This is a genomic window from Bradyrhizobium sp. Unk1 (genome assembly GCF_059512345.1).
This window is the reverse complement of record NZ_JCAMOP010000023.1, coordinates 103,960-124,427: the sequence shown is the minus strand read 5'-3', so window position 1 is coordinate 124,427 and position 20,468 is coordinate 103,960. Positions and strand designations below refer to the sequence as shown.

16 protein-coding genes are annotated in these 20,468 nt (G+C 61.8%); 3 read left to right on the top strand and 13 right to left on the bottom strand.

Annotated features, from left to right (window positions below; translation table 11 throughout):
* Nucleotides 1–22: 22 nt before the first annotated feature.
* The 6 genes from AC5ZFO_RS27635 to deoC all read right to left on the bottom strand — a co-directional run bounded on the left by AC5ZFO_RS27635 (nt 23) and on the right by deoC (nt 6,828).
* A complete protein-coding gene (locus AC5ZFO_RS27635) occupies nt 23–1,060 on the bottom strand; it encodes a carbohydrate ABC transporter permease (protein ID WP_282523538.1) in 1,038 nt (345 codons plus the stop codon).
* Nucleotides 1,057–1,932: a carbohydrate ABC transporter permease gene (locus AC5ZFO_RS27630; RefSeq protein ID WP_282523539.1), complete on the bottom strand. Its 876-nt coding sequence runs from the start codon at nt 1,930–1,932 to the stop codon at nt 1,057–1,059. The genes AC5ZFO_RS27635 and AC5ZFO_RS27630 overlap by 4 nt, the downstream gene beginning before the upstream one ends.
* 7 nt (nt 1,933–1,939) lie before the next feature.
* Complete coding sequence (gene rbsK, locus AC5ZFO_RS27625; protein WP_282523540.1) at nt 1,940–2,863, bottom strand: ribokinase; 924 nt, start codon at nt 2,861–2,863, stop codon at nt 1,940–1,942.
* 5 nt (nt 2,864–2,868) lie between these two features.
* A complete protein-coding gene (locus AC5ZFO_RS27620) occupies nt 2,869–3,324 on the bottom strand; it encodes an RbsD/FucU family protein (protein WP_282523541.1) in 456 nt (151 codons plus the stop codon).
* Nucleotides 3,325–3,406: 82 nt separating this feature from the next.
* Nucleotides 3,407–5,797 (bottom strand): aldehyde dehydrogenase family protein, encoded by a 2,391-nt coding sequence (locus AC5ZFO_RS27615; RefSeq protein ID WP_496122831.1) that lies wholly within the window; start codon nt 5,795–5,797, stop codon nt 3,407–3,409.
* Nucleotides 5,798–5,799: 2 nt separating this feature from the next.
* Complete coding sequence (gene deoC, locus AC5ZFO_RS27610) at nt 5,800–6,828, bottom strand: deoxyribose-phosphate aldolase (RefSeq protein WP_496122830.1); 1,029 nt, start codon at nt 6,826–6,828, stop codon at nt 5,800–5,802.
* 229 nt (nt 6,829–7,057) lie between these two features.
* Between deoC and AC5ZFO_RS27605 the strand changes: the two genes are divergently transcribed.
* Nucleotides 7,058–7,852 (top strand): DeoR/GlpR family DNA-binding transcription regulator, encoded by a 795-nt coding sequence (locus tag AC5ZFO_RS27605; protein ID WP_282523543.1) that lies wholly within the window; start codon nt 7,058–7,060, stop codon nt 7,850–7,852.
* Between the two features lie 80 nt (nt 7,853–7,932).
* Here the strand turns inward: AC5ZFO_RS27605 and AC5ZFO_RS27600 are convergent, their stop codons facing one another.
* The 7 genes from AC5ZFO_RS27600 to AC5ZFO_RS27570 form a co-directional block, all read right to left on the bottom strand.
* Entirely contained in the window at nt 7,933–9,084 is a 1,152-nt protein-coding gene (locus tag AC5ZFO_RS27600) for a substrate-binding domain-containing protein (protein WP_282523544.1), read from the bottom strand.
* A 104-nt stretch (nt 9,085–9,188) separates the two neighbouring features.
* Nucleotides 9,189–10,181: an ABC transporter permease gene (locus tag AC5ZFO_RS27595; protein WP_282523545.1), complete on the bottom strand. Its 993-nt coding sequence runs from the start codon at nt 10,179–10,181 to the stop codon at nt 9,189–9,191.
* Nucleotides 10,178–11,803: a sugar ABC transporter ATP-binding protein gene (locus tag AC5ZFO_RS27590; RefSeq protein ID WP_404979843.1), complete on the bottom strand. Its 1,626-nt coding sequence runs from the start codon at nt 11,801–11,803 to the stop codon at nt 10,178–10,180. Before AC5ZFO_RS27590 ends, AC5ZFO_RS27595 begins: the two co-directional genes overlap by 4 nt.
* Nucleotides 11,804–12,151: 348 nt before the next feature.
* On the bottom strand, nt 12,152–12,895 hold the full coding sequence (locus AC5ZFO_RS27585; RefSeq protein WP_282523547.1) for a methyltransferase domain-containing protein: 744 nt from the start codon (nt 12,893–12,895) through the stop codon (nt 12,152–12,154).
* Between the two features lie 527 nt (nt 12,896–13,422).
* Entirely contained in the window at nt 13,423–13,911 is a 489-nt protein-coding gene (locus tag AC5ZFO_RS27580; RefSeq protein ID WP_496122829.1) for a YybH family protein, read from the bottom strand.
* A 510-nt stretch (nt 13,912–14,421) separates the two neighbouring features.
* The gene (locus tag AC5ZFO_RS27575; RefSeq protein ID WP_282523549.1) at nt 14,422–15,045 is read right to left on the bottom strand and encodes a hypothetical protein; all 624 of its coding nucleotides are present in this window, start codon (nt 15,043–15,045) and stop codon (nt 14,422–14,424) included.
* Between the two features lie 340 nt (nt 15,046–15,385).
* The gene (locus AC5ZFO_RS27570; protein WP_496122828.1) at nt 15,386–17,167 is read right to left on the bottom strand and encodes a caspase family protein; all 1,782 of its coding nucleotides are present in this window, start codon (nt 17,165–17,167) and stop codon (nt 15,386–15,388) included.
* A gap of 211 nt (nt 17,168–17,378) precedes the next feature.
* On the opposite strand from AC5ZFO_RS27570, the gene AC5ZFO_RS27565 reads away from it, so the two are divergent.
* Together AC5ZFO_RS27565 and AC5ZFO_RS27560 are read left to right on the top strand one after the other, a co-directional pair.
* The gene (locus AC5ZFO_RS27565) at nt 17,379–18,149 is read left to right on the top strand and encodes a methyltransferase family protein (RefSeq protein ID WP_282523551.1); all 771 of its coding nucleotides are present in this window, start codon (nt 17,379–17,381) and stop codon (nt 18,147–18,149) included.
* A 356-nt stretch (nt 18,150–18,505) separates the two neighbouring features.
* A complete protein-coding gene (locus AC5ZFO_RS27560) occupies nt 18,506–20,383 on the top strand; it encodes a caspase family protein (protein ID WP_282523552.1) in 1,878 nt (625 codons plus the stop codon).
* Nucleotides 20,384–20,468: the final 85 nt, after the last annotated feature.

Genomic DNA, 20,468 nt, shown 5'->3' with positions numbered 1-20,468 from the left:
AGTCCTCCCTACATAGGTTTTGCTATTTGATTGCTCCGAGCAGCAGGCCCGACCGCATCATGCGGCTGAGCAGAGCTGCCATGATCATCATCGGAATGATGGCGACGAGCGCCGCGGCCGAGATCGCCCACCATTCGTCGCCGCGCTGGCTGTTCTGTCCCGCCACCAGGATCGGCAGCGTCTGCCATCTGGAATTGGTCAGGAACAGCGCGAACAGGAACTCGTTCCAGACGAAGGCGAGCGTGATCATGAAAGTCGCCAGCAGTCCGTTCATCGACATCGGCACCACGATGCCAAGGAAGATACGCCAGCTCGGTACGTTGTCGACCATCGCGGCTTCTTCGACCTCGATCGGAATGGCCTCGAAAAAGTCGCGCATCAGCCAGACCACGATCGGCAGCGAGAACGCGACGTAGCACAGCGTCAGACCGACATAGCTGTCGATGAGCTGGAAGCCGAGCCGGCCGATTTCGCTGTAGAGGAGATACAGCGCGAAAGCCGTGACGATCGGCGGAAACATGCGCTGGCTGACGAACCAGAACAGGATGTCCTCATTGCCGAGGATCGGCCCCGGCAGCGGCAGGCGGTTGGCCAGGACTGCAGCGGCAAGCGCGATCGGGAACGCCAGCAGCAGCGCCTGCGCGCGGTTAAATCCGAGCGAATTGTTGAACAGCAGATAGCCGCCGAGCGCGAGCAGGAAGAAGATCAGGCCGGCGCCGAAGCGCACCCTGAACTCGAACCGCACCAGCGCATAGGCCGCCATTGCGCCGACCGCAGTCGCGATCGCCGCCGCCGACAAGCCGACGATGGTCGAGTTCAGGAAGGTTCGGAAGAACTCGCCACGGATGCCCTGATAGAGATCGATGAAGGGTTGCAGGGTCGGGGTGAAATCGACGAACGGAATATAGGTCGGGCCACCGACAACGCCCGGGGGAGTCTTGAACGCCGTCACCACCACCCAATAGAGCGGAAACGCCGTGATCAGGCACCATGCGAAAACTCCGACCGCGACCAGGCGGCGGCTCCAGCGCGACAGTCCGGTGAGACCTTGCCCGCTCATCGGCGCTTCTCCAGATGGGGCCGCAACAGCGCCAGATAGGTGACGCCGATGATCGTGATCGCGATCAGGAACAGGAAGCTGAGCGCCGACGTGTAGCCGAGATTGAACTTCTTGAAGCCCTCCTGATAGGCGAACAAGGTCAGGGTCTCGGTGTCGACCCCCGGTCCACCGCCCGTCATCACGAACACGGTGTCCATGATCTTGTAGCTCTCGATCAGGCGGATGAAGACGACCGCGGCGGAGATCGGCAGCATCATCGGAAAGGTGATGCCCCAGAACTGTTGCCAGGCGCTGGCGTTCTCGAGCTCGGCCGCCTCGTAGACGTCTTCGGGGAGCGTTTGCAGGCCAGCCAGCATCATCAAAATGATGAACGGCGTCCATTGCCAGATCTCAACCGCGATGATGCAGGCGAGCGCCCAATGTCCGTTGGTCAAGAACGGCAGGTTCGCCAGTCCGAACATGGACAAAAACTGGTTGAGCGGCCCCATGGTCGGATTGAAGATCATGCGGGCAACCAGCGCGACGGCAACCGGGGCCAGAAGCATGGGCAGCAGCAAGGCGACACGAAACAGTCGCTCTCCGGGCACACGCGCGTTCAGCGCGAGCGCAACGCCAAACCCGATCACGTATTGCAACCCGACGGCGATGAACGCGATCAGCGTCGTCGTGAGGATGGCGTTCCAGAAGCGCGGCTCCTGCAACAGCGTAGCATAATTACCGAGCCACACGACCCGCGGCGGGATCGGTGGAATCAGGCGATAGCTGAGGAAGCTCGTGGTGAACGAATAGATCAGCGGAAAGATCGAGATCGCCAGCACGACGAGCACCGCCGGCCAGATGAAGACATGCTTGATCGGATCGTTCCGCATCATGAGCAGATCATTTCCTCAACAGGGCTTCAATCTCAGCGTGCCGCGGCATGGCAGGCGCAGTCCCCGCACGCGTCACGGAAATCCCCGCCGTGGCCGAACCGAAGCGCGCCGCTTCCAGTGGATCGGCACCGCCCGCAAGCGCTGCTGCGAAGCCACCGACGAATGCATCGCCCGCACCCGCGGTTTCGACCACCTTGCCGGCGGCGAACGGCGGCACGTGCAGCGAGCGATCTTGCCCGTGAAACAGCGCGCCACGTTCGCCGAGCGTGATCAGCGCGGTGCCCGCTCCCTTGGCCAGCAACGCGTCCCCGGCGCGGCGGGCGCCGGCAAGATCGCTCACCGCGATCCCGGTCAGTGCCTCGGCCTCGGTCTCGTTGGGAACGACGTAGTCGCATAAGGCAAACAGGCTGTCGTCGAATGCGCCTGCGGGTGCCGGGTTGAACACAGTGATGCTGCCCGCGGCGCGCGCGATCTCGAGCCCGCGCTGCGCGGCCGCGACCGGTTGCTCGAGCTGTGTCACGAAGACGCGGCTGGTGCGGATCGCATCCGCCGCCGCGTCGACATCGGTGGGGCTGAGACCGTCTGCCGCTCCGCTCACCACGATGATGGCGTTGTCGCCACGTGTCTCGTGGACATAGATGAAGGCGGCGCCGGTCGGCGCCTCCGCAGTCCTGGCGACGCGCGGCCGAATGCCCTCGGCTTCCCACGTCTTGATGGCGAGATCACCGAAGGCGTCGCGGCCGATTCGGGAGATGAAGGTCACGTCTGCGCCTGCGCGCGCAGCGGCCACGGCCTGGTTCGACCCCTTGCCGCCCGGTCCCATGGCAAATCCCGAGCCGGCGATCGTTTCACCGATCGCGGGCATGTTGCCGGCCCGGAAGGCCAGATCGACGACGAAGATGCCGAGCACTGCGACGCCAGTCTTGCTCATGGTCGTCACTCTCCGTCCGGCGCGATGACGCCCTTGGAAAACAGGAAGCAGCCGTAGAAGCGCCGCTCTCCCGTGGCGATCACGCAGTAGGCCGTCTTGGCCTTTTCATAGAAGGCATGGCGCTCGACTCCGACCAGCGGCCAGGAGCGTCCCTCGGCGCGGTCGATCGCGGCCTGCACCTCGCGCTGCACGGGCGGCACCTCCTGGGGCTGGCCAACAATCTCCATGCGGATCGCGGCATCCTCGACGAACGTATCGAGCGGCAGCACCGAGAGGATGGCTTCGATCGCCTTTGCCGTACTGACGTTGTCGATGCGAAGCAGCTCGCCGAACACGGTCTGGCGCGCGATCGAATCGGCAGGGAAATTGGTGTCGCACACCACGAGGCGGTCTCCGTGCCCCATTGCGCGCAAGGCATAGAGCACGTCGGCATTGAGCAGTGGATTGATGCCCTTGAGCATGTTGCGTCCCTCCCTTGTCTTCAAAAATCGCCCGGACTCTGATGGTCCGGATGCCAACCCGTATCACCGCAAGGTGACGTCTTTAGTCCCCGTAGGGAATCCAGATGTTCTTCACCTGCACCGCGTGGCGGAGCAGGATCGGACCTTCGCTCGCCACCCGGTCGTACCAATCGAGCGCCAGCCCGTGGTCGACCAGCGTGCGCTTGAGGTTGCCGACCGACAGTCGCTCCGCGGCCGTCGAAGCCTCCTGCGAACCGAACACCCAGAGCGCATCGACGTCGTCATGCTCGGCAAGGACCTTTATGAGCGCATCGTGCTCGCCGGTGACGATATTGACGACGCCTGCCGGCACATCCGACGTCTCCAGCACCTGATAGAAATCGGTCGCTGCAAGCGGATGCCGCTCGCTTGGGACGGCGACGACGCGGTTGCCCATCGCAATCAACGGTGCCACCAGGCTGATGAAGCCCAGCAACGGGGCCTCGTCCGGACAGGCCACCCCGACCACGCCGATCGGCTCGTGCATGGCAAGCGCCACGCCGCGCAACGGCGGTGCATGGATCGTCCCCTCGTATTTGTCGGCCCAGGCCCCATAGCTGAACAGCCGTTCGATACCCGCCTCGACCTCCGCGCGCGCCTTGGCGGGCGAAACGCCGGTCATATCACCGATGCGCCGGGCGAACTCGTCGCCACGCGCGGACAGATTCTCGGCAAGGTAATAGAGGATTTGGGCGCGATTATGCGTCGTAGCCCGCGCCCAACCCTCGGCCGAGCGCGCGGCGGCCACCGCGTTACGGATATCCTTGCGATTGCCCTCGCCGGCTTCGCCAAGGTGCTTCCCCTTCGGCGACAGCACCGCGCGCGAATAATTTCCGTCGGGACGAACCTGCTTGCCGCCGACGAACAGTTTGGCGGTTCGGTCGATCGACGGCGTGCCAAATCCGGCGCCGTCGTTAGAGGCCGCCGGGGATGGCGGCGGCACCTTCGCCCGCGCCTTCCGCCCGCTCCAGGCTTTCGGCTTGAGATATTCGTAGAGACCTTCCCGGCCGCCCTCGCGACCGAAGCCGGACTCGCGATAGCCGCCGAAGCCGACGCTGGCATCGAACAAATTGGTCGCATTGACCCAGACCACGCCGGCCTGAAGCTTCGGCGCGATATCGAGCGCCAGCCCGATGGTCTCGCTCCACACGCTGGCGGCAAGGCCATAGCGCGTGTTGTTGGCGAGCATCACCGCCTCGTCCGGCGTGCGGAACGTCATCGCGACCAGCACCGGGCCAAAGATCTCCTCGATCGCCACGGTCGATGACGGATGTACGTTCCAAAGCAAGGTCGGGGGATAGAAACATCCCTCAGCGGGGATCGGCCCCGGCGCCTGATACTTCTCAGCGCCCTCCTTGACGCCGGTTTCGACCAGCGCCTTGATCCGCTCGAGCTGCACCGGTGCGACAACCGCTCCCATGTCGATCGCCTTGTCGAGCGGCGGACCCACGCGCAGCGTCTCCATGCGGCGGATGAGACGCTTGCGGAATGTCTCTGCGATCCCTTCCTGCAGCAGAAGCCGCGATCCGGCACAACAGACCTGGCCCTGGTTGAACCAGATCGCATCGACCACGCCTTCCACGGCGCCATCGATGTCGGCGTCGTCGAACACGATGAACGGCGACTTGCCGCCGAGCTCGAGCGTCAGCGACTTCCCGCTGCCTGCGGTCGACTGACGGATCAACCGCCCGACCTCAGTCGACCCCGTGAAGGCAATCTTGTCGACACCGGGATTTTCGACCAGCAACGCGCCGGCAGCACCATCACCCGTCACCACATTCAACACACCGGGCGGCAGGCCGGCTTCCGCCGCGAGCTCGGCGAACAGCAGCGCGGTGAGCGAGGTGAATTCCGCGGGCTTCAGCACCACGGTGTTGCCGGTCGCCAGCGCGGGCGCGATCTTCCAGGCCAGCATCAGCAGCGGAAAGTTCCAGGGGATGATCTGGCCGATCACGCCGACCGGGACATGGTCGACGAATTCGCGCTCCTGCAATTGCGCCCAGCCGGCGTGATACAGGAAGTGGCGCGCAGCGAGCGGCACATCGAGATCGCGGGTTTCCCTGATCGGCTTGCCATTGTCGATCGCTTCCAGCACCGCGAACAGACGAGCATGACGTTGCAGCATGCGCGCGAGCGCATAGAGATGACGGGCACGACCGTGACCACCGAGCTTTGCCCATGACGACTGCGCCGATCGCGCGGCGCCGACGGCAGCCTCGACATCCGCTGCGATGCCCTGCGCGATCTTGGCCAGCGTCTTTCCGGTGGCCGGCTCGATCGTCGTCAGATGCTTGCCCGAATCCGGCGCGACGAATTTACCGGCAATGAAATGCCCAAACGTCGCGTCGTGCCGCTTCAGCCAGGCGCGCGCCTCGCCGTCCGCCTCGGGAGCGGGACCATAATCCATGGTCTCATAGTAATGTGCGATACTCATGCTCAGCTCACGGGATGACGGTTGAAGGCCGAATAGCGGCCGGTGACGTGATGCTCAAGCTGACGCTCGATGTCGGCGAGCAGGCTCGAGGCGCCGACGCGGAACAGATCCGGCTCGAGCCAATCGCGTCCCAACTCCTCCTTCATCAGGAACTGGTAGTTGAGCACATCCTTCGCCGTCGAGATTCCGCCGGCCGGCTTGAAGCCGATCTTGAAGCCGGTCCGCTCTTCATAGACCCTGATCATGCGCAGCATCGCCAGCGTCACCGGCAGCGTGGCATTGACGCCTTCCTTGCCGGTGGAGGTCTTGATGAAGTCCGCGCCGGCCATCATGCAGACCATCGAAGCCTTGGCGACGTTGCGCAGCGTTTTGAGGTCGCCGGTTGCGAGGATCGTCTTCAGATGCGCATCGCCGCAGGCTGCGCGGAAATCCCGGACCTCGGCGTAGAGAGCGCGCCAGTCTCCGGTCAGCACATGCTCACGCGTGATGACGATGTCGATCTCCTGCGCACCGTCCCTGACGGACGCCTCGATCTCCTTGAGTTTCAGATCGTGCGGCACGAGACCCGCAGGAAATCCAGTCGAAACCGCAGCAACTGGAATGTCATACCCATCGAGCGCCTCGACCGCGGTTGCGACGAAACGGTGATAGACGCAGATCGCGCCCGTGTGCAGCCCGCGACCGGCAAAGCCGAGCGCTTCGAGGAGGTCGCTCCGTAATGGCGCCCTCGCCTTGGCACAAAGGCGCTTCACCCGTTCGGCCGTATCGTCGCCGTTGAGCGTCGTCAGGTCGATGCAGGTGATTGCCTTGAGTAACCACGCCGCCTGCGCGTCCTTCTTGACGGTGCGTCGGCCCGGCAGGCTCGCAACACGTCGCTCGGCGGCGGACAGATTGATCCGGATCTCATCGACCCAGTCCATCTCGAGCGCGCGGCCGCTGTTGCGCACGATCGGATGCGGATGATTGTGATCCCGTGCATGCGGCTGCACCGGCACCGCGGATGGATTTGATATCAAGACGCCCTGCGCCATCGGTCCGCCGTGCGATGCTAGCGAATCGGCAGAAACGGCAGATAGACTGAATGTGCCGATTGCAACATGCGATCCTCCCATCCCTTGCCCGCTGGAGCTTCTGCTGCCTGCCGAAGCTGACAGCGAAACGCTCTTCGGATCAGATGTTATTATTGTAACAAAATGACGTTGCTAAACTCACATCATTGTAAGATCATTGTCAACCGGATAAGCAAGCTCGGTGACGAAAATGAGTGAAACACCGACCGCACGCCCCAGCGAGACCCGCGTCCAACGGCTGCAACGGCTGCGACGCGCCGTCGAGACGAGCGGCGCACTGCATCTGAAGGACGCCGCAGAGCTGCTGAAGGTGTCGGAGATGACGGTCAGGCGCGATCTTGCCGGGCCCGAGGCGGCGCTCGCCCTGCTCGGCGGCTACGTCGTCAACGCGGCGTCGCCGACCGGGATCAAGTACACATTCGAGCAGGAAATCGACCAGCACACGCAGGGCAAGCGCCTCGCTTGCCGATCCGCAGCCGCCTCGATCAAGGAAGGTGACACCATCTTCATCGACTGCGGCACCACGATGCAGTCGCTGGCGGATTGTCTGCCTGAGGACATGCCTCTTTCGGTGATCTGCTATTCGCTGAACGTCGCCTCGATCGTCACCCACCGGCCAGCGACGCAGGTGATGTTGATGGGCGGGCTCTACCATCCGTCCTCGCAGTCGTTCTCGTCGGATGACGGCCTGTCCTACCTGCGACGGCTCGGGGTCAACAAGGCTTTCATCTCGGCCGGCGGCCTGCACTGGACCCGCGGCGCCAGCTGCTCGAACTTTCACGAAGTCGCCATCAAGCAGGCCGTCATCGCTACCGCGATGGAGAGCATCCTCGTGGTCGACGCCAGCAAGCTCGGCAGCCTCAAGCCGGCGTTCTTCTCCGACGTCGGCTCATTCTCGCGGATCATCGTCGGTGGCTCCGTGCCGGCAGACACGCGCAAGCACTTCCGCAGTCTTCCCGTCGAATACGTCACCAGCACAGCCTGATCCGGACGGGGGCTGGTTCGCCCGGATCAGGCCTCCTGAACGATGCGCGGTCTCGGCGGATCGCGCATCGCTGTTGCAGGCTAGTTGCAGGCGGGCTTCGCCTTGTTGCAGGCATCCGTCAGCTCGGCCGGCGGGTCCTTCTTGAATACGGTCTTGTAGGACTCCAGCACATTCGACTGCGTCACCGGCAGCGACTGCACACCGATCCAGCCAGGCGTTTCCTTACCCAGCAGCGCGTTCATCATCGCCATCGCCTCGGCGACGCCCTGGTCGTAGGGACGCTGCGAGCCGGTCGCCTTGAGCGGCCCGCCCTTGGCAATCTCGATCGCCGATTGCAGACCGAGGTCGACCGTCGTCATGGGAATATCGATGCCCTGAGCCCGCATCGAGCTCAGCGTGTCGAGCGCCGGTTGATCCCACACCGCGTACAGTCCCTTGACGTCGGGATTGCCGGTCAGGAAGTCGCCCGCGATCTGCGAGACCTTCGGCGGATCGGTGAAGTCGACCTGCTTCATCTTGATGTCGGGGCGGTTTGCCTTCATCCACTCCCGCACGCCCTTGGTGCGCTCGTTGGTGCTGAAATAGTCGACGCCGAAATTGACGAGACCGATGGTGCCACCCTGCGCCACGCAGGATGCCAGGATCTGTGCCGCGATCTGGCCATTGCCCTGGCTATCGGCCGAGACCATCGTCGCATATTCCTCGGGATGCTTCAGACCAGTCGGGATGCTGTCCATCAGCACGAGCTTGATGCCGGCTTTGGCGATCTTCTTGTAGGTCGGCGCGGTCGCGGTGAAATCGACCGGAATCGAAATGATGCCGTCCGGATGCTGCTGGATCGTGTTCTCGATATCGGCGATCTGCTTGTCCACCTGATATTCGGCGGACGCGACGCCCGTCACCGTCACGCCGTACTTCTTCAGCGTATCGGTGATGCCCTGGATCTGGAGCTGCGACCAATCGAGGTTGACCGTCTGCATGGAGATGCCGACTTTGAAGTTTTTCTCCTTGATCTTGGCGGCGTCGGCTTCCGACAGCGCGAGCACCTCGGGGGAGGCCGCCTTTTCGCCGTGGGGTCCCTGGCCGACGATCGACTTCGGCCCGAGCTTCACGAGATCGACACCCTTGACGCAGGTCGCGGGCACCTCGGCGCGAGCCGACGGGATCGTCGAGAGGGCGGCAGCGGCCACCAACGCAGTCAAAGGCAAGGCTTGTCGCAAAATTGGTGTCATTGTTTCCTCCATTTTTGGTCGCCGATTCACCGGAGGGCCAGCGACCTTGCCCCTACCCACGCAACGCAATGAACTTGTTGTTCATGCGCCGCGCCTGACTTCGACTAGCGTTTCGTGAAAGCAACCGCGGCCACGATGATCGCGCCCTTGATCACGAGCTGCATCGGCGAGCTCACGCCGAGCAGAACAAGGCCGTTGTTGAGCGTGCCAATGATCAAGCTGCCGAACAGCGTCCCCAGGATGTAGCCGCGCCCGCCGAACAGGCTGCAGCCGCCGAGGATGACCGCGGCGATGACGTCGAGCTCCATGCCCTGCACGACATCCGGCCGCGCGGCATGTGAACGCGCCGACAGCACCAGCGCCGCCAATCCGGCCAGCGTGCCGGTCAGGACAAAGGCCGCAGTCGTGATCCGTTTGGTGTTGATGCCGGAATAGAGCGCCGCGGTCGGGTTGCCGCCGACCGCATAGATGCGCCGGCCGAACACGTTATAGTGCAGCAGCAGGATGCCGACGATCATCGCCGCCAAAGTCCAGGCGATCGGAACCGGTATACCGAGGAACGTGCCTTCGCCAAATATCGCGAAATAGGTCTCGTTGGTGATGATCACCGGCTTGGTGTTGGTCACCATCATCGCGAGTCCCCGCGCCATGCTCAGCGAGCCCAGCGTCACCAGAAACGACGGGATCGATAGCTGCGTGGTCAGGATGCCATTGAGCAGCCCGACCAGCGCACCGGTGCCGAGCCCAGCCACGGCACCCACGACCCAGCTGTTGTTGATCTGGCTCATCGCGAGAGCGGCCGCCATGCCCGACAGCGCCAGCGTCGAGGCAACCGACAGATCGATCTGACGCGCGATGATAACGAAGGTCATGCCGACTGCGATGATCGACACCAGCGTGGTCTGGCGCCCGATGTTCAGGAAATTGTCGACCGAGAGAAACCAGGGCGAAGACAGGCTGAACACGACCAGCAGGATCACGAAGGCGATGTACAGCATGTACGGCCGCTCGCCCCGCAGCAAATTCTGGAGAATCTGGCGGCGGCGATCAGATCGGGTCGACGCGGCGACCACGTTGGGAGCAGTCAGTTCGGTCATGCGGGAAGCTCTTGCAAGTGGCCCGGCCCGGAGGCCTGGTACATCTGGAGGAGATGATGCAGCTCTTCGGCATCATCGATCTCGCCCCGCGACAGCGTACGAGCCACACGCCCGTTGACGATCACGGAGATGCGGTCGCAGAGCTCGATCAATTCGACGAGATCGGACGAGACGACCAGGACCCCGCTGCCGTCGCGGACGGCATTCCGGATCACGGCATAGATTTCCTCGCGTGCGCCCACGTCGACGCCGACCGTCGGTTCATCCAGGAGCAGCACGCGCGGCCGCGGATCATTCCATTTTCCGAATACGACCTTCTGCTGGTTGCCGCCGGAGAGCGTCCTGACCAGGCTGAACGCGTCCGGCGCTTTCACCGAAAGCCTGGCGACCGCGGTTTCCGCACGCCTGGCGGCGGCGCGTTGCTGCATCCAGCCCCAGCGCGAGAAATGGGGAATTCGCGGCAAGGTGACGTTTCGCTCGATCGAATGGTCCAGGACCAGACCCTGCACATGCCGGTCTTCCGGCACCAGCGCGATACCCTGCTCGATCGCATCGGCAGGCCCTCTCGGCAGCCATCGCCGGCCCTCGATCTGGATTGCGCCGCTGTCGAGCGGCCGGAGGCCAAACACCGTCTCCAAAATCTCCGTGCGGCCGCTGCCGATCAATCCGGCGAGGCCGTGGATCTCACCCTTCAGCACGGACAGATCGACGGCGCGAAGCCGGTCGTTGGACACATCGGACAGCGACAGAACCGGCGACGGATCCAATTCACGCTTCGCGGCAGGTTCGGTGCGCGGGCCCGTGGGCGCCGATCGATCGGTTCCGACGATCGCGTTCACCAGCCGCTTCATGTCGGTCTCGGCGGTGACAAACGTGCCTGCGTTAGCGCCATCGCGCAGCACCGTGACGCGCTGCGAGATCTCGAACACCTCATTGAGCCGATGGGTCACATAGATCACGCCGACTCCGCGGCGCGTCGCCTTCCCGATCGCATCGAACAGGATCCGGACCTCATCCGATGTCAGCGAGGAGGTCGGCTCATCGAGGATCAGAAGCCGGACCTCGCCCATCAGCGCCTTGGCGATCTCCGTCATCTGACGATAGGCGAAAGGCAGCGAGCCGACAGCCGCTCTCGTATCCAGGGGAATGCCGAGCTCGTTCAGGAACGCCTCGGCCTTGGCTATAAGCTCGCGCTGCCGGACGAAGCCGAAACGCGCACGCGGCTCACGGCCGAGCAACAGATTGTCCGCAACGCTCAAGGATTCGACGAGGCTGAGATCCTGATAAACGACGGCGATCCCCGCCTCGCGCGACTTCGCCGGGCTGTCGAATTCCACTGGCCTGCCGACGATCTCGATCGTGCCGCTGTCGAGGGCATGAACACCACTGAGAATCTTGATCAGGGTAGATTTTCCCGCGCCGTTCTCGCCCAGTAGCGCATGGACCTCGCCGGCACGAACCTCGAGGTTGACGTCACGCAGCGCTCGCACGCCGCCGAAGCGCTTGTTGATGCCACTGACCATCACAAGCGAGGTCGACGACCGAGGTTCTGCTGCAACCGAACCGGACAGATCCAAACTTTCCTCCCGTCGCCCCGCAAGACGCTGGTACGATGGTGACATGTTGTTATTTTTGCAACTTATCCTGTTATAATTCTATCATCTCCGCCGGCCTGTCAATGGCGGATCACGTCGCGGGACCGGATCTAACCTAGCCCTATCTCGATTTGTGCGGTTGCGAACGGCAGTACAGACAGCCGGGCTTCCCGGCGCGGATCTGTTCAACATCAGGAACGGACCAAAGCTTCACGACGCGCTCCATTCGGTCCTGGCGGCAAGCACCCGATCATCAAGCGACCTTCGGCTAAAGGCCAAGAAGAGAAGCGCGATCTAGCCGCTCGTCGCAGCGCGATAGAGGGCTTCTACCTTGCCCGGGTCTTTTGAGTGAGTGCCCTCTCGGCGGGCGTGGTGTCAGCGAGTGCCGGCAGGATCCGCACAAGCAACGATATCGCGGGGAGATTTTCGAGCCGCTACCTCCGGCGGAGAGAATACTGCCAGGTACCCTCCGTCCCCTGCGAGCTTGTATGTGGCGACCTCGCGATAGCCGACGGCGGTCAATTCGCAGCGCAAGAGCTCAATTGGCGTGCCATGCTTCGGCGTCGGAAGCTCAAGATCGACAATTCCGACCCGCGCGCCCTGCTTCAAGGCGGGCGCGAGATTGTAGAGGAAGGCATAGGGTTGGGCTATCTCGTGATACATGTGCACGAGGATTGCAGCATCCAGCGAGGAAGCGGGCAGACGAGGGTCGTGTGGTTCGCCGAGGGCGAATTGCACGTTCGTCAACTTCAGACGTTCTGTTCGCCTGGCGAGCTCGATGAGGTAATCCCGCGTGACGTCCTGGGCAACGACAGAGCCGGCGGGTCCGACGAGGTACGAGAGTCTGACCGTGTGGTAGCCACTGCCTGCACCAATGTCGCCGACTGTCATGCCAGGTTTCAGTTCAAGAACACGTGCGATCTGGCCGGCCTCATTGAGAGCGTCGCGATGCTCTTCGGCGGCGCGGCGCGGGCTGACGATCCGTGCAACAGGGCGCTGTGGTGAGGGAAACTCGTTTGCAGCGACTCCGGGGGGAGCCAGATAACCTATATCAGCGGCGTATGCGCGAGTTACGGCAAACGCCACGAGTAGCGTCGCTGCATAAACCAGCGCCGTCACGCGCCTACCAAGCTTTCTCAGCCGGTCCAAGCGCAGTCGCTCAGGCTTTGTGAGCTCTAGATGTGCGCCCACCGTCAAGTCAACGAGGTTCAGTGTAGCGGGCAACTCCATCCGTGCGCCTCGCGCTTACGCCCACCTATCGCACCTGAGAGCAAATCCTATCAACCCCAAATCCTGTCAACCCAATCGATCTGCATTGGGTCAAGCCATTAATGTCCGTTGCGGATCAAACTCGGAAGTCGGCGGGTCCATGGTAGATGGTCTGCTCTGCCACTGTGAGCGGACATCGACGGATCCGCGGTTTAGGTCCGCGAAGGGCAGAAGCGGAAGTCGCCGCAAACAAATCAGCGAAAGTGATGGTTCGACCCGACGCGCACGATACGGCCCGGAATTGTCGTCAGTTGAGCTGCGCAAAACAATTGGCACGGCGCGGCTGCGGCGCGATCAAGGGAGACGGGAGGAGTTCGCGACGCCGCAAGTGGAAATAGCGCCCGCTTGCTCATTTCGTAAACGGGCGCTGGCTTCTACTACAACGATGCTAGTTCTTTGCTTCTTTGGGTGCTGGCGGATTCTGCGGAACAAAGGTGTGGGCCTTTGGTCTTCCAGTTCCCGTCAGCTTGTTTAAGCAGGACGCGCAACGTGTGCCCGCTCATCGTCCTTACCTCGCCCCCGCTCTTGACTTGATTCACAGTCCAACTCGACAGGAGGTACGCGAGATTTCCATCGGCGCGGGTCTCAATTATCTCGAAGGTGTGATCCTTGAAGCCCGCTTTGATGGCCCCCTCCCAAAATTGCTTGATTGCCTCAGGCCCAATTGCGACAGGGGAGCCTCCTGGTACCAAGATAGCATCGTCAGTGTACATGGCTGGAAATGCCGCGGTATTTGGAGTGTTAAATGCGTTCAGCCATTGTTGGTTGGAAACTTCCATCGCTGTACGAAGATCATCCGCCCTTGCAGATGAGCCCCACATTAGAAGCGGGAGAAGCAATGCGAAGACCAATGATTTCGCGCTCATTTTCCTCTCCTATTGTCTGCCATTGAGAAAATGAAGTCAGGAAAACAGACAGAGGTTATCCCATGCCGTTGGTTCGCGAAATGCCAGAAATGCGCGGAAGACTCACCCGGTGAAGCTAGTTTATCAGGTGGCGACTTACCGCCCTTGCGACGCTTGTTCAGAACGACGGAGGGCTCGATCTTGCCCGCCATTCTTGATTTTCTAGACCGTGAATATTCCCGCGCGCGCCTCGTCGAGATGTGCAGAAACAGCTGAAATCCGGAAGCCGATGGCAACGTCAGCAGTTCTGACGGAGCTGGTACTCTTACCGGCTTGCTATGTGTCTGCCTGACGGGATTTGCCGTAAGTTCTCCCGCCGCGACCGTCGGGCCGGGAGCGCGTGACTACAGCGATTGCCACAAGCTAATCGTTTTTCTGAATTCGGCGGAGATCGCCACGCGAAGAGCACGTTCCCCCGCTTCGGACACGCGATCTGCAGGACGACGGCGACTTCGGCGGTCGGCCGACGACTTATCCGCCAAATCGCTTGACCAGCTTTGAGCCTTTGGCTGCATCGATCTGCTGGCCAGTCAAGTCGGAGCCGGCGCTCAATCCTATCGTCATGAGGTTCTTGACGCGTTGCGCAGCCTGCTTCTCATTGGAATAGTCGATCTCGACGTGATCGAGGCTCATCAGATGGCCAAGCTCATGAGCCCAGGCGCGTCCGTTGGCGTGGTCATTGCCATACCACTGGACGAAGCTTGCTGGCTCGGGTTGGCTATTGGGGTATGAGCTTCCGCCGGCGGATAGATTTTCAATCGAATTGACGAGGTAGATGTGGATGGCATTATCCGGATCGTGCCGAGAGGCAAGAACACCCAGCAATCGCTGATCATTGCTGCGCGCGCTCTTTGCCATGTCGAGCGGCTTCTCCATCAAGCAATCGCTGATCACGAACGCGATCTTGGCCTTTGACCAGATCGTATTGACCACGTCGAGCGCCTTCTTGGCGGTGTCGCTGCTCCATTGCCCGGGCTCTACGACCCCCCTGTCGGCAAATGGCGTGATGTAGATCCTCAACGGAATGGGCATCAACTCCTCCGAAGTTCGAAATTGCAATCGTATCTCTCTGCGCCGTCTTTCGAAGATGGTCACAGCCGGAAAGACGCTGTCCGGTCCTCAGCTACGGCAACAGCTGCCGGCCAGAGGGCAATCACATATGCGCACTTCGCGTTCCTATGCGCTTTCGCGGCTGCAATCGCGTGAGCGGTCTGTTTGACCCCTTGTTAGCCACAACGGCGACTAACGAGCCACGTTTCGCCCGCCTCGTCGACTGAACGTGGAATCGGGTCAGACGAGCATGTGCCCCTGGTGCGCGGGTCGGCCAATCCGGCTGTAAAATGTATCGCGAAGACCCGTAAATCTCCGCAAGGAGACATTTATCTAGACCCGGGCTTACGCTCAGAATGGCCGATGCAGACTCGAACGGCATGCTTCAGGGCAGGAAGAACATGAATGGCATTCCGCCGCCTTCCGGCTTGTTGCTTGCGCTGGCCTCGGGTCTTGCGGGTCTTGCAGGAGCAGCCTCCCTCTCCCTTCGTTCAACTCTTGCGGACGGGGCCTGACGGACCTTGCGCTTCTCGCATTCATTGCTGTCATTCAGAGAGTAACCCGCAGCGCAGGTAATCTTGACACAGTGATCGCCGTCGCGCTTGAGGCCAGATCCGCAAATCAAAGGACAAACCCGCGCCGACTTGAGCTTGATCGCATCGAGCGCATCGGCGCTCGCGGTCTTGGTATCGAACTTGGTGCCGGCGCTTTGATTGAACAGTTCAAGCGAGCGCCGCGACGCCGCATCCCACTCCCCACTGGCCGATCCCGTCAGGCAGCCGACCCGACGCAATTCGGTTTGAACCGATTTTGCCAGCTCGGCTGGCGAAGGTGGCGGCGCGGGAGCCTGTGGATTGGGGAGCGCTGCCACTTTTGTGTCCGTGTTTGCCTTCGCCTCTTGCGGCTGACTTGTTGCTGATGGTGCAGCGTTCTTCGCGGCAGCTGCCGTTTCAGCCGCGACACGCCTTTGTTCGGCTTGAGCAGCCTGATGCTGCGCGGTTTCCTTGGCGGCCTCGGCGGCGGTCCGAGCCTCCTGCGCTGCTTTCAGATCCGACGCAGCCTTGGCAAGTTGCATCTGCTGTGCGCCCTCGTTGACGAGCCGCGCCTGCTCCTGCTCGGCTTGACGCGCCTTTTCGGCCGCAGCAACACGCTTCTCCTCCGCATCGATTTTGGCGGGCTGAAGCTTTGCGAGACTTGCGTAGTAACCATCCGGATACTGGACGATGAAGAAGTTAAGCGCGTCCTTGTTGCCAACCTGCAGCGCGAGCTCGTAGTCGCGCCGTATTTCGGATCGCAGCGTTGGCGATGGGGCAGCTTCCTTCGCGGCCGCCTTGGCTGGTTCTCCGGCTGGTTCCTTGGTTGGCTCCTTGGCTGTTTCCTTGGCGGGCACCAGCGGCACATCGTCGCCGCCAAGCGTGCCGTAAACATAGGGCTCCTGCCGATTGCCCGTCGCTTTCATGACGTCGTCGCGAACGAAACCGAACACTCTGCGCAAATCCAGACCCGGAGTCCCGATGTACTTGACCAATGCGGCAGCGTAGGGACTGTTCTTGCTGTTGCCGTCCGACGCGGTCGAGCCAGCCTTGGCGGCAAAGGCAACCAGAGTATTCGCCGTCGCCGGCTCAATTCGGGCAAGGCCCCGGCTGATGGACCGCGAGCCGACCGTCCGTTTCATCTTTTCGGAGAAAGGATTGTTGCGGCAAGCATCGAGGATCACAAGTCGCAGCTGCCTTGCCGGTTCGATGGCCAGCATGACGCGATCGAGCGAAAACGCCTCATCGTACACATCCGTATCGCGCTCGAGGGTGGCGTCGACCGGGATCAGATAGTTCGTACCTTCGATCTCCATACCATGACCGGCGTAGTAGATGACGGCCACATCTGCGTCGCGAGCCTGATCGGCAAAATCGCGCAGCGTTCGCCGCATCTCGATCGCCTGAAGATCCCGGCGGGTTTGCACAACGTCAAAACCTGCGTTCGTTAGTGTTGCCTCGACAATCGCAGCGTCATTGACGGGATTCGAAAGTGGCGCCGCGTTTTTGTAGGCAGAATTGCCAATGACGAGTGCGACGCGATTCCCCGCCGATGCCGGCTGACAGAAGAAGAGCAGCAGCACAGGAAGAAGGAACAAGATTCGGCGCAAATTCACGAATCCGTGCAAATCCATGGCAGTACTACTGTTTAATTATGCGCTTTATGATTCGTGTCGCCGCGACAGAATCGGTTCAATGACAACTCGACGATCCGGAAGGTCCGCGGAATGTGGAACCGCATGGGACTGGCTGATGTGGCCGCGCTCGGAGATGTGGCCAGCCAATTGACCTCTCCGGAGGCCTGGCGTCTAGTGAGGCAGATTTTGAGCGAGCGAGATCACTGCTGTGACTGACGCGAAGGTCGGCCAGGAGGCGACAGCCAGGAACCGGATCGCCGGCGGCGTCAATCCCTGGCTGGACTGGACCTCCAGGGTGGCCATCGTGATCGTCTATGGCGGGTCTGCTCTCATTGGCGCCGCCAGCATCCATCGCCTTCCGTTGGGCAGCGTGGACAACCTGCTGATGATCGCAGCCAGTATTGCCAACGTCCTGTTCCTCGGACTCGTTGCACTGACAACCATGACCCGGCTGGTCCCGACAATGAAGTCGAAGGGCGTTGAGATGCGGGTCTCGGCCTTGCTGGGCGCATTTCCGACCGTCGCACTCGCTTTTCTTCCGAAGGCAGAGCTCGGCCCGATCTGGTCAGCTCTGTCCACGACGTTGATCCTGGTGGGGATCTCGCTTTCTATCGTGGTACTCCGCTGGTTGGGCAAATCCTTTAGCATTCTACCGGAGGCGAGGCGCCTTGTGACGGACGGGCCTTATCGAGTCGTCCGGCATCCCCTCTACCTATGTGAGGGGATTGCGCTGGTCGGTGTCACACTTCAGGTCCTTTCACCACTTGCCGTGCTCATCGCCATCGTGGTTGCGATGATTCAGTGCCGACGAATGATCAACGAAGAGCGGATTCTAAGGCTGGCCTTCCCTGAATATGACGTCTATGCCGCGGCAACTCCTTTTCTGATCCCTGCAGGTCTGATCCCCGCGAGACTCGGGCGGCGAGCTCATCAGGCCGGGCCGGAGCTCTCGACCAAGGCGATCGATCCGCACGCCTGACACCGCGCTTCACGTCTCCTCGATGTGCGGCTCAGCGGAACTCAGGTTTGAACCACGCCAGAGGTCTTGTGTTGCGCTGCCACGAGCAGCTCCCAAAAAAAATAAACGTTCTATATCAATATCTTATATTACGATCGCGCCCTCAGCAAAGCACTGGCGTGCGCCTATCATCCACATGAATCGGCGCACAACGCCCGGCGCAATATCTTCCATGCCTTTTGAACGCGTCCGCATTTCGAAACAACACATAGGAATGGATCGGGCTCGAGATTGGTACTGTATGCAGATAGGCAGCCGCCGGTAGCGTACGAACTTCGCGACGTCACCATTCTACGGGCATAGGTTGGGTGTTAGCCATGAGAGTGTACAGACACTTTCGAGTTTTGCTTCTTCTCGCCGCTTCGCTGTTCCTGGCCTCTCAGCCAGCCTGGGCGACAAAGCGCGTGGCTTTGGTGGTCGGCAATGCCAACTATCAAAACGCCCCTCTGCTCCCAAACCCGGCCAACGACGCTGCGGCTATCACCGCGACCTTGAAGGGAGCAGGTTTCGATGTGGTTGACTCGAGACTTAACCTCGCCGCGACCGATATGCGGCGGGCCTTGAGAGAATTCGCCGATCAGGCCCGCAATGCCGACATAGCCCTGGTGTACTACGCTGGCCACGGTATCGAGATCGACGGGACAAACTATCTGATCCCGACCGACGCCAGACTCGAACGTGACACGGACATCTATGACGAAGCATTCTCGCTCGACCGCGTCCTGCTGGCGATTGAGCCTGCGAGGCAACTACGCGTGGTGATCGTCGACGCGTGCCGCAACAATCCGTTTGCCGACTCGATGAAACGTACAGTTGCCTCGCGATCGATCAGCCGCGGGCTGGCCAGGGTCGAACCCACCGTCTCCAACACGCTGATCGCGTTTGCCGCCAAAGCGGGACTGACCGCACTCGATGGCAACAGCCAGAATAGTCCGTACGCGACGGCTCTCGTGAAGTACATCGCAAAGCCGGGGCTCGACCTGCGAAGGGCTTTCGGCTTCGTCCGCGACGATGTCTTGCAAGCCACGGGCAACCGACAGGAGCCCTATGTCTACGGCTCGCTCGGCGGCGAAGACGTTGCGCTTGTTCCGGCTACCAAGGCTGAGGAGCCGATACAGGCGGCCAACCCCCAGTCGGAAATTCGACGTGATTACGAATTGGCCTTGCAGCTCCGCAACAAGCCTGCTCTGAACGCGTTCCTGACCCAACATCCGGACGGATACTACTCAAATCTGGCCAAGCTGCAGCTCAATCAACTCGACGCCGAGGACGCACGCGTCGCGGCCACGGCGAAAGCGCAGGAGGCCGAGCAGCAGCGAGCTCGCCTGATGTCCCAGGGCGCCCAGCGTGCCGACCAGGAGAAGGCGGCCGCGGAACTGAAGGCTGCGGAAGAGGCCCGGATTGCGGCCGAGAAGACGAAGCAAGCGGCGCAGGAGCAGGCCGCAGAGGCGGAACGGAAACGTATTGCATCCGAATCTACAATCGTCGCTGCACTCTCCGGGAATAAGCCGGCTGCTGAGAGTACCGTCGCGGATAACCCCGCGGCCGCTACGCCCGCCGAGGACAGCAAGACGCCCAAGCTTGCCGCGCTGAGCGACGAGCCGCGCCAGACCGATATCGCAAAGGCCGATCTCTCCAAGTCCGTAGATATCGCCAAGTCTGTACAAGGCGAATTGAGCCGCGTCGGCTGCTTCACCGGCGCCGTCAATGGCCAATGGAATGCGGCCTCACAGCGCTCGCTGGCTCTCTTCAACCAGCACGCGGGAACCAAATTCGACGCCAAGCTCGCAAGTCTCGACGCGCTTGACGCAATCAAGCTCAAGCCTTCCCGGGTCTGTCCCCTGATCTGTGATCATGGCTACAAGGCTGACGGTGACCAGTGCAGCAGGATTACCTGTGCCGAGGGTTCGTTCCTCAACGACGACAATGAATGCGAGAAGCGACGCGAGAAGAAACCGGTTGCAAAGCGCAACACCGACGAGCGTCCGTCACGTGCGGATCGTTCGGCACGCGAGAGGCCGGCGCCGGCAGCCGACGTTCCGCGGCGACAAGCAACTGCGAGGTCCGGCGGCGGCGGTGGTCAGGTCGTTTGCGATCAATCTCTGTGCCGTCAGGTTAGAAGCGGCTGCCACCTCGAATACCGTGGCGGCGGCGGCCCCGGGGGCAACGTGGGTAATGTCGAGTCCTGCAACTAGCAACGCGCAAGGCTGCCACGGCGTCATGGAAGGCCAGGAGGCCGCGCGGATCTTGGTGTCGAGAAGGTGTGACGGGCGGCAGAGC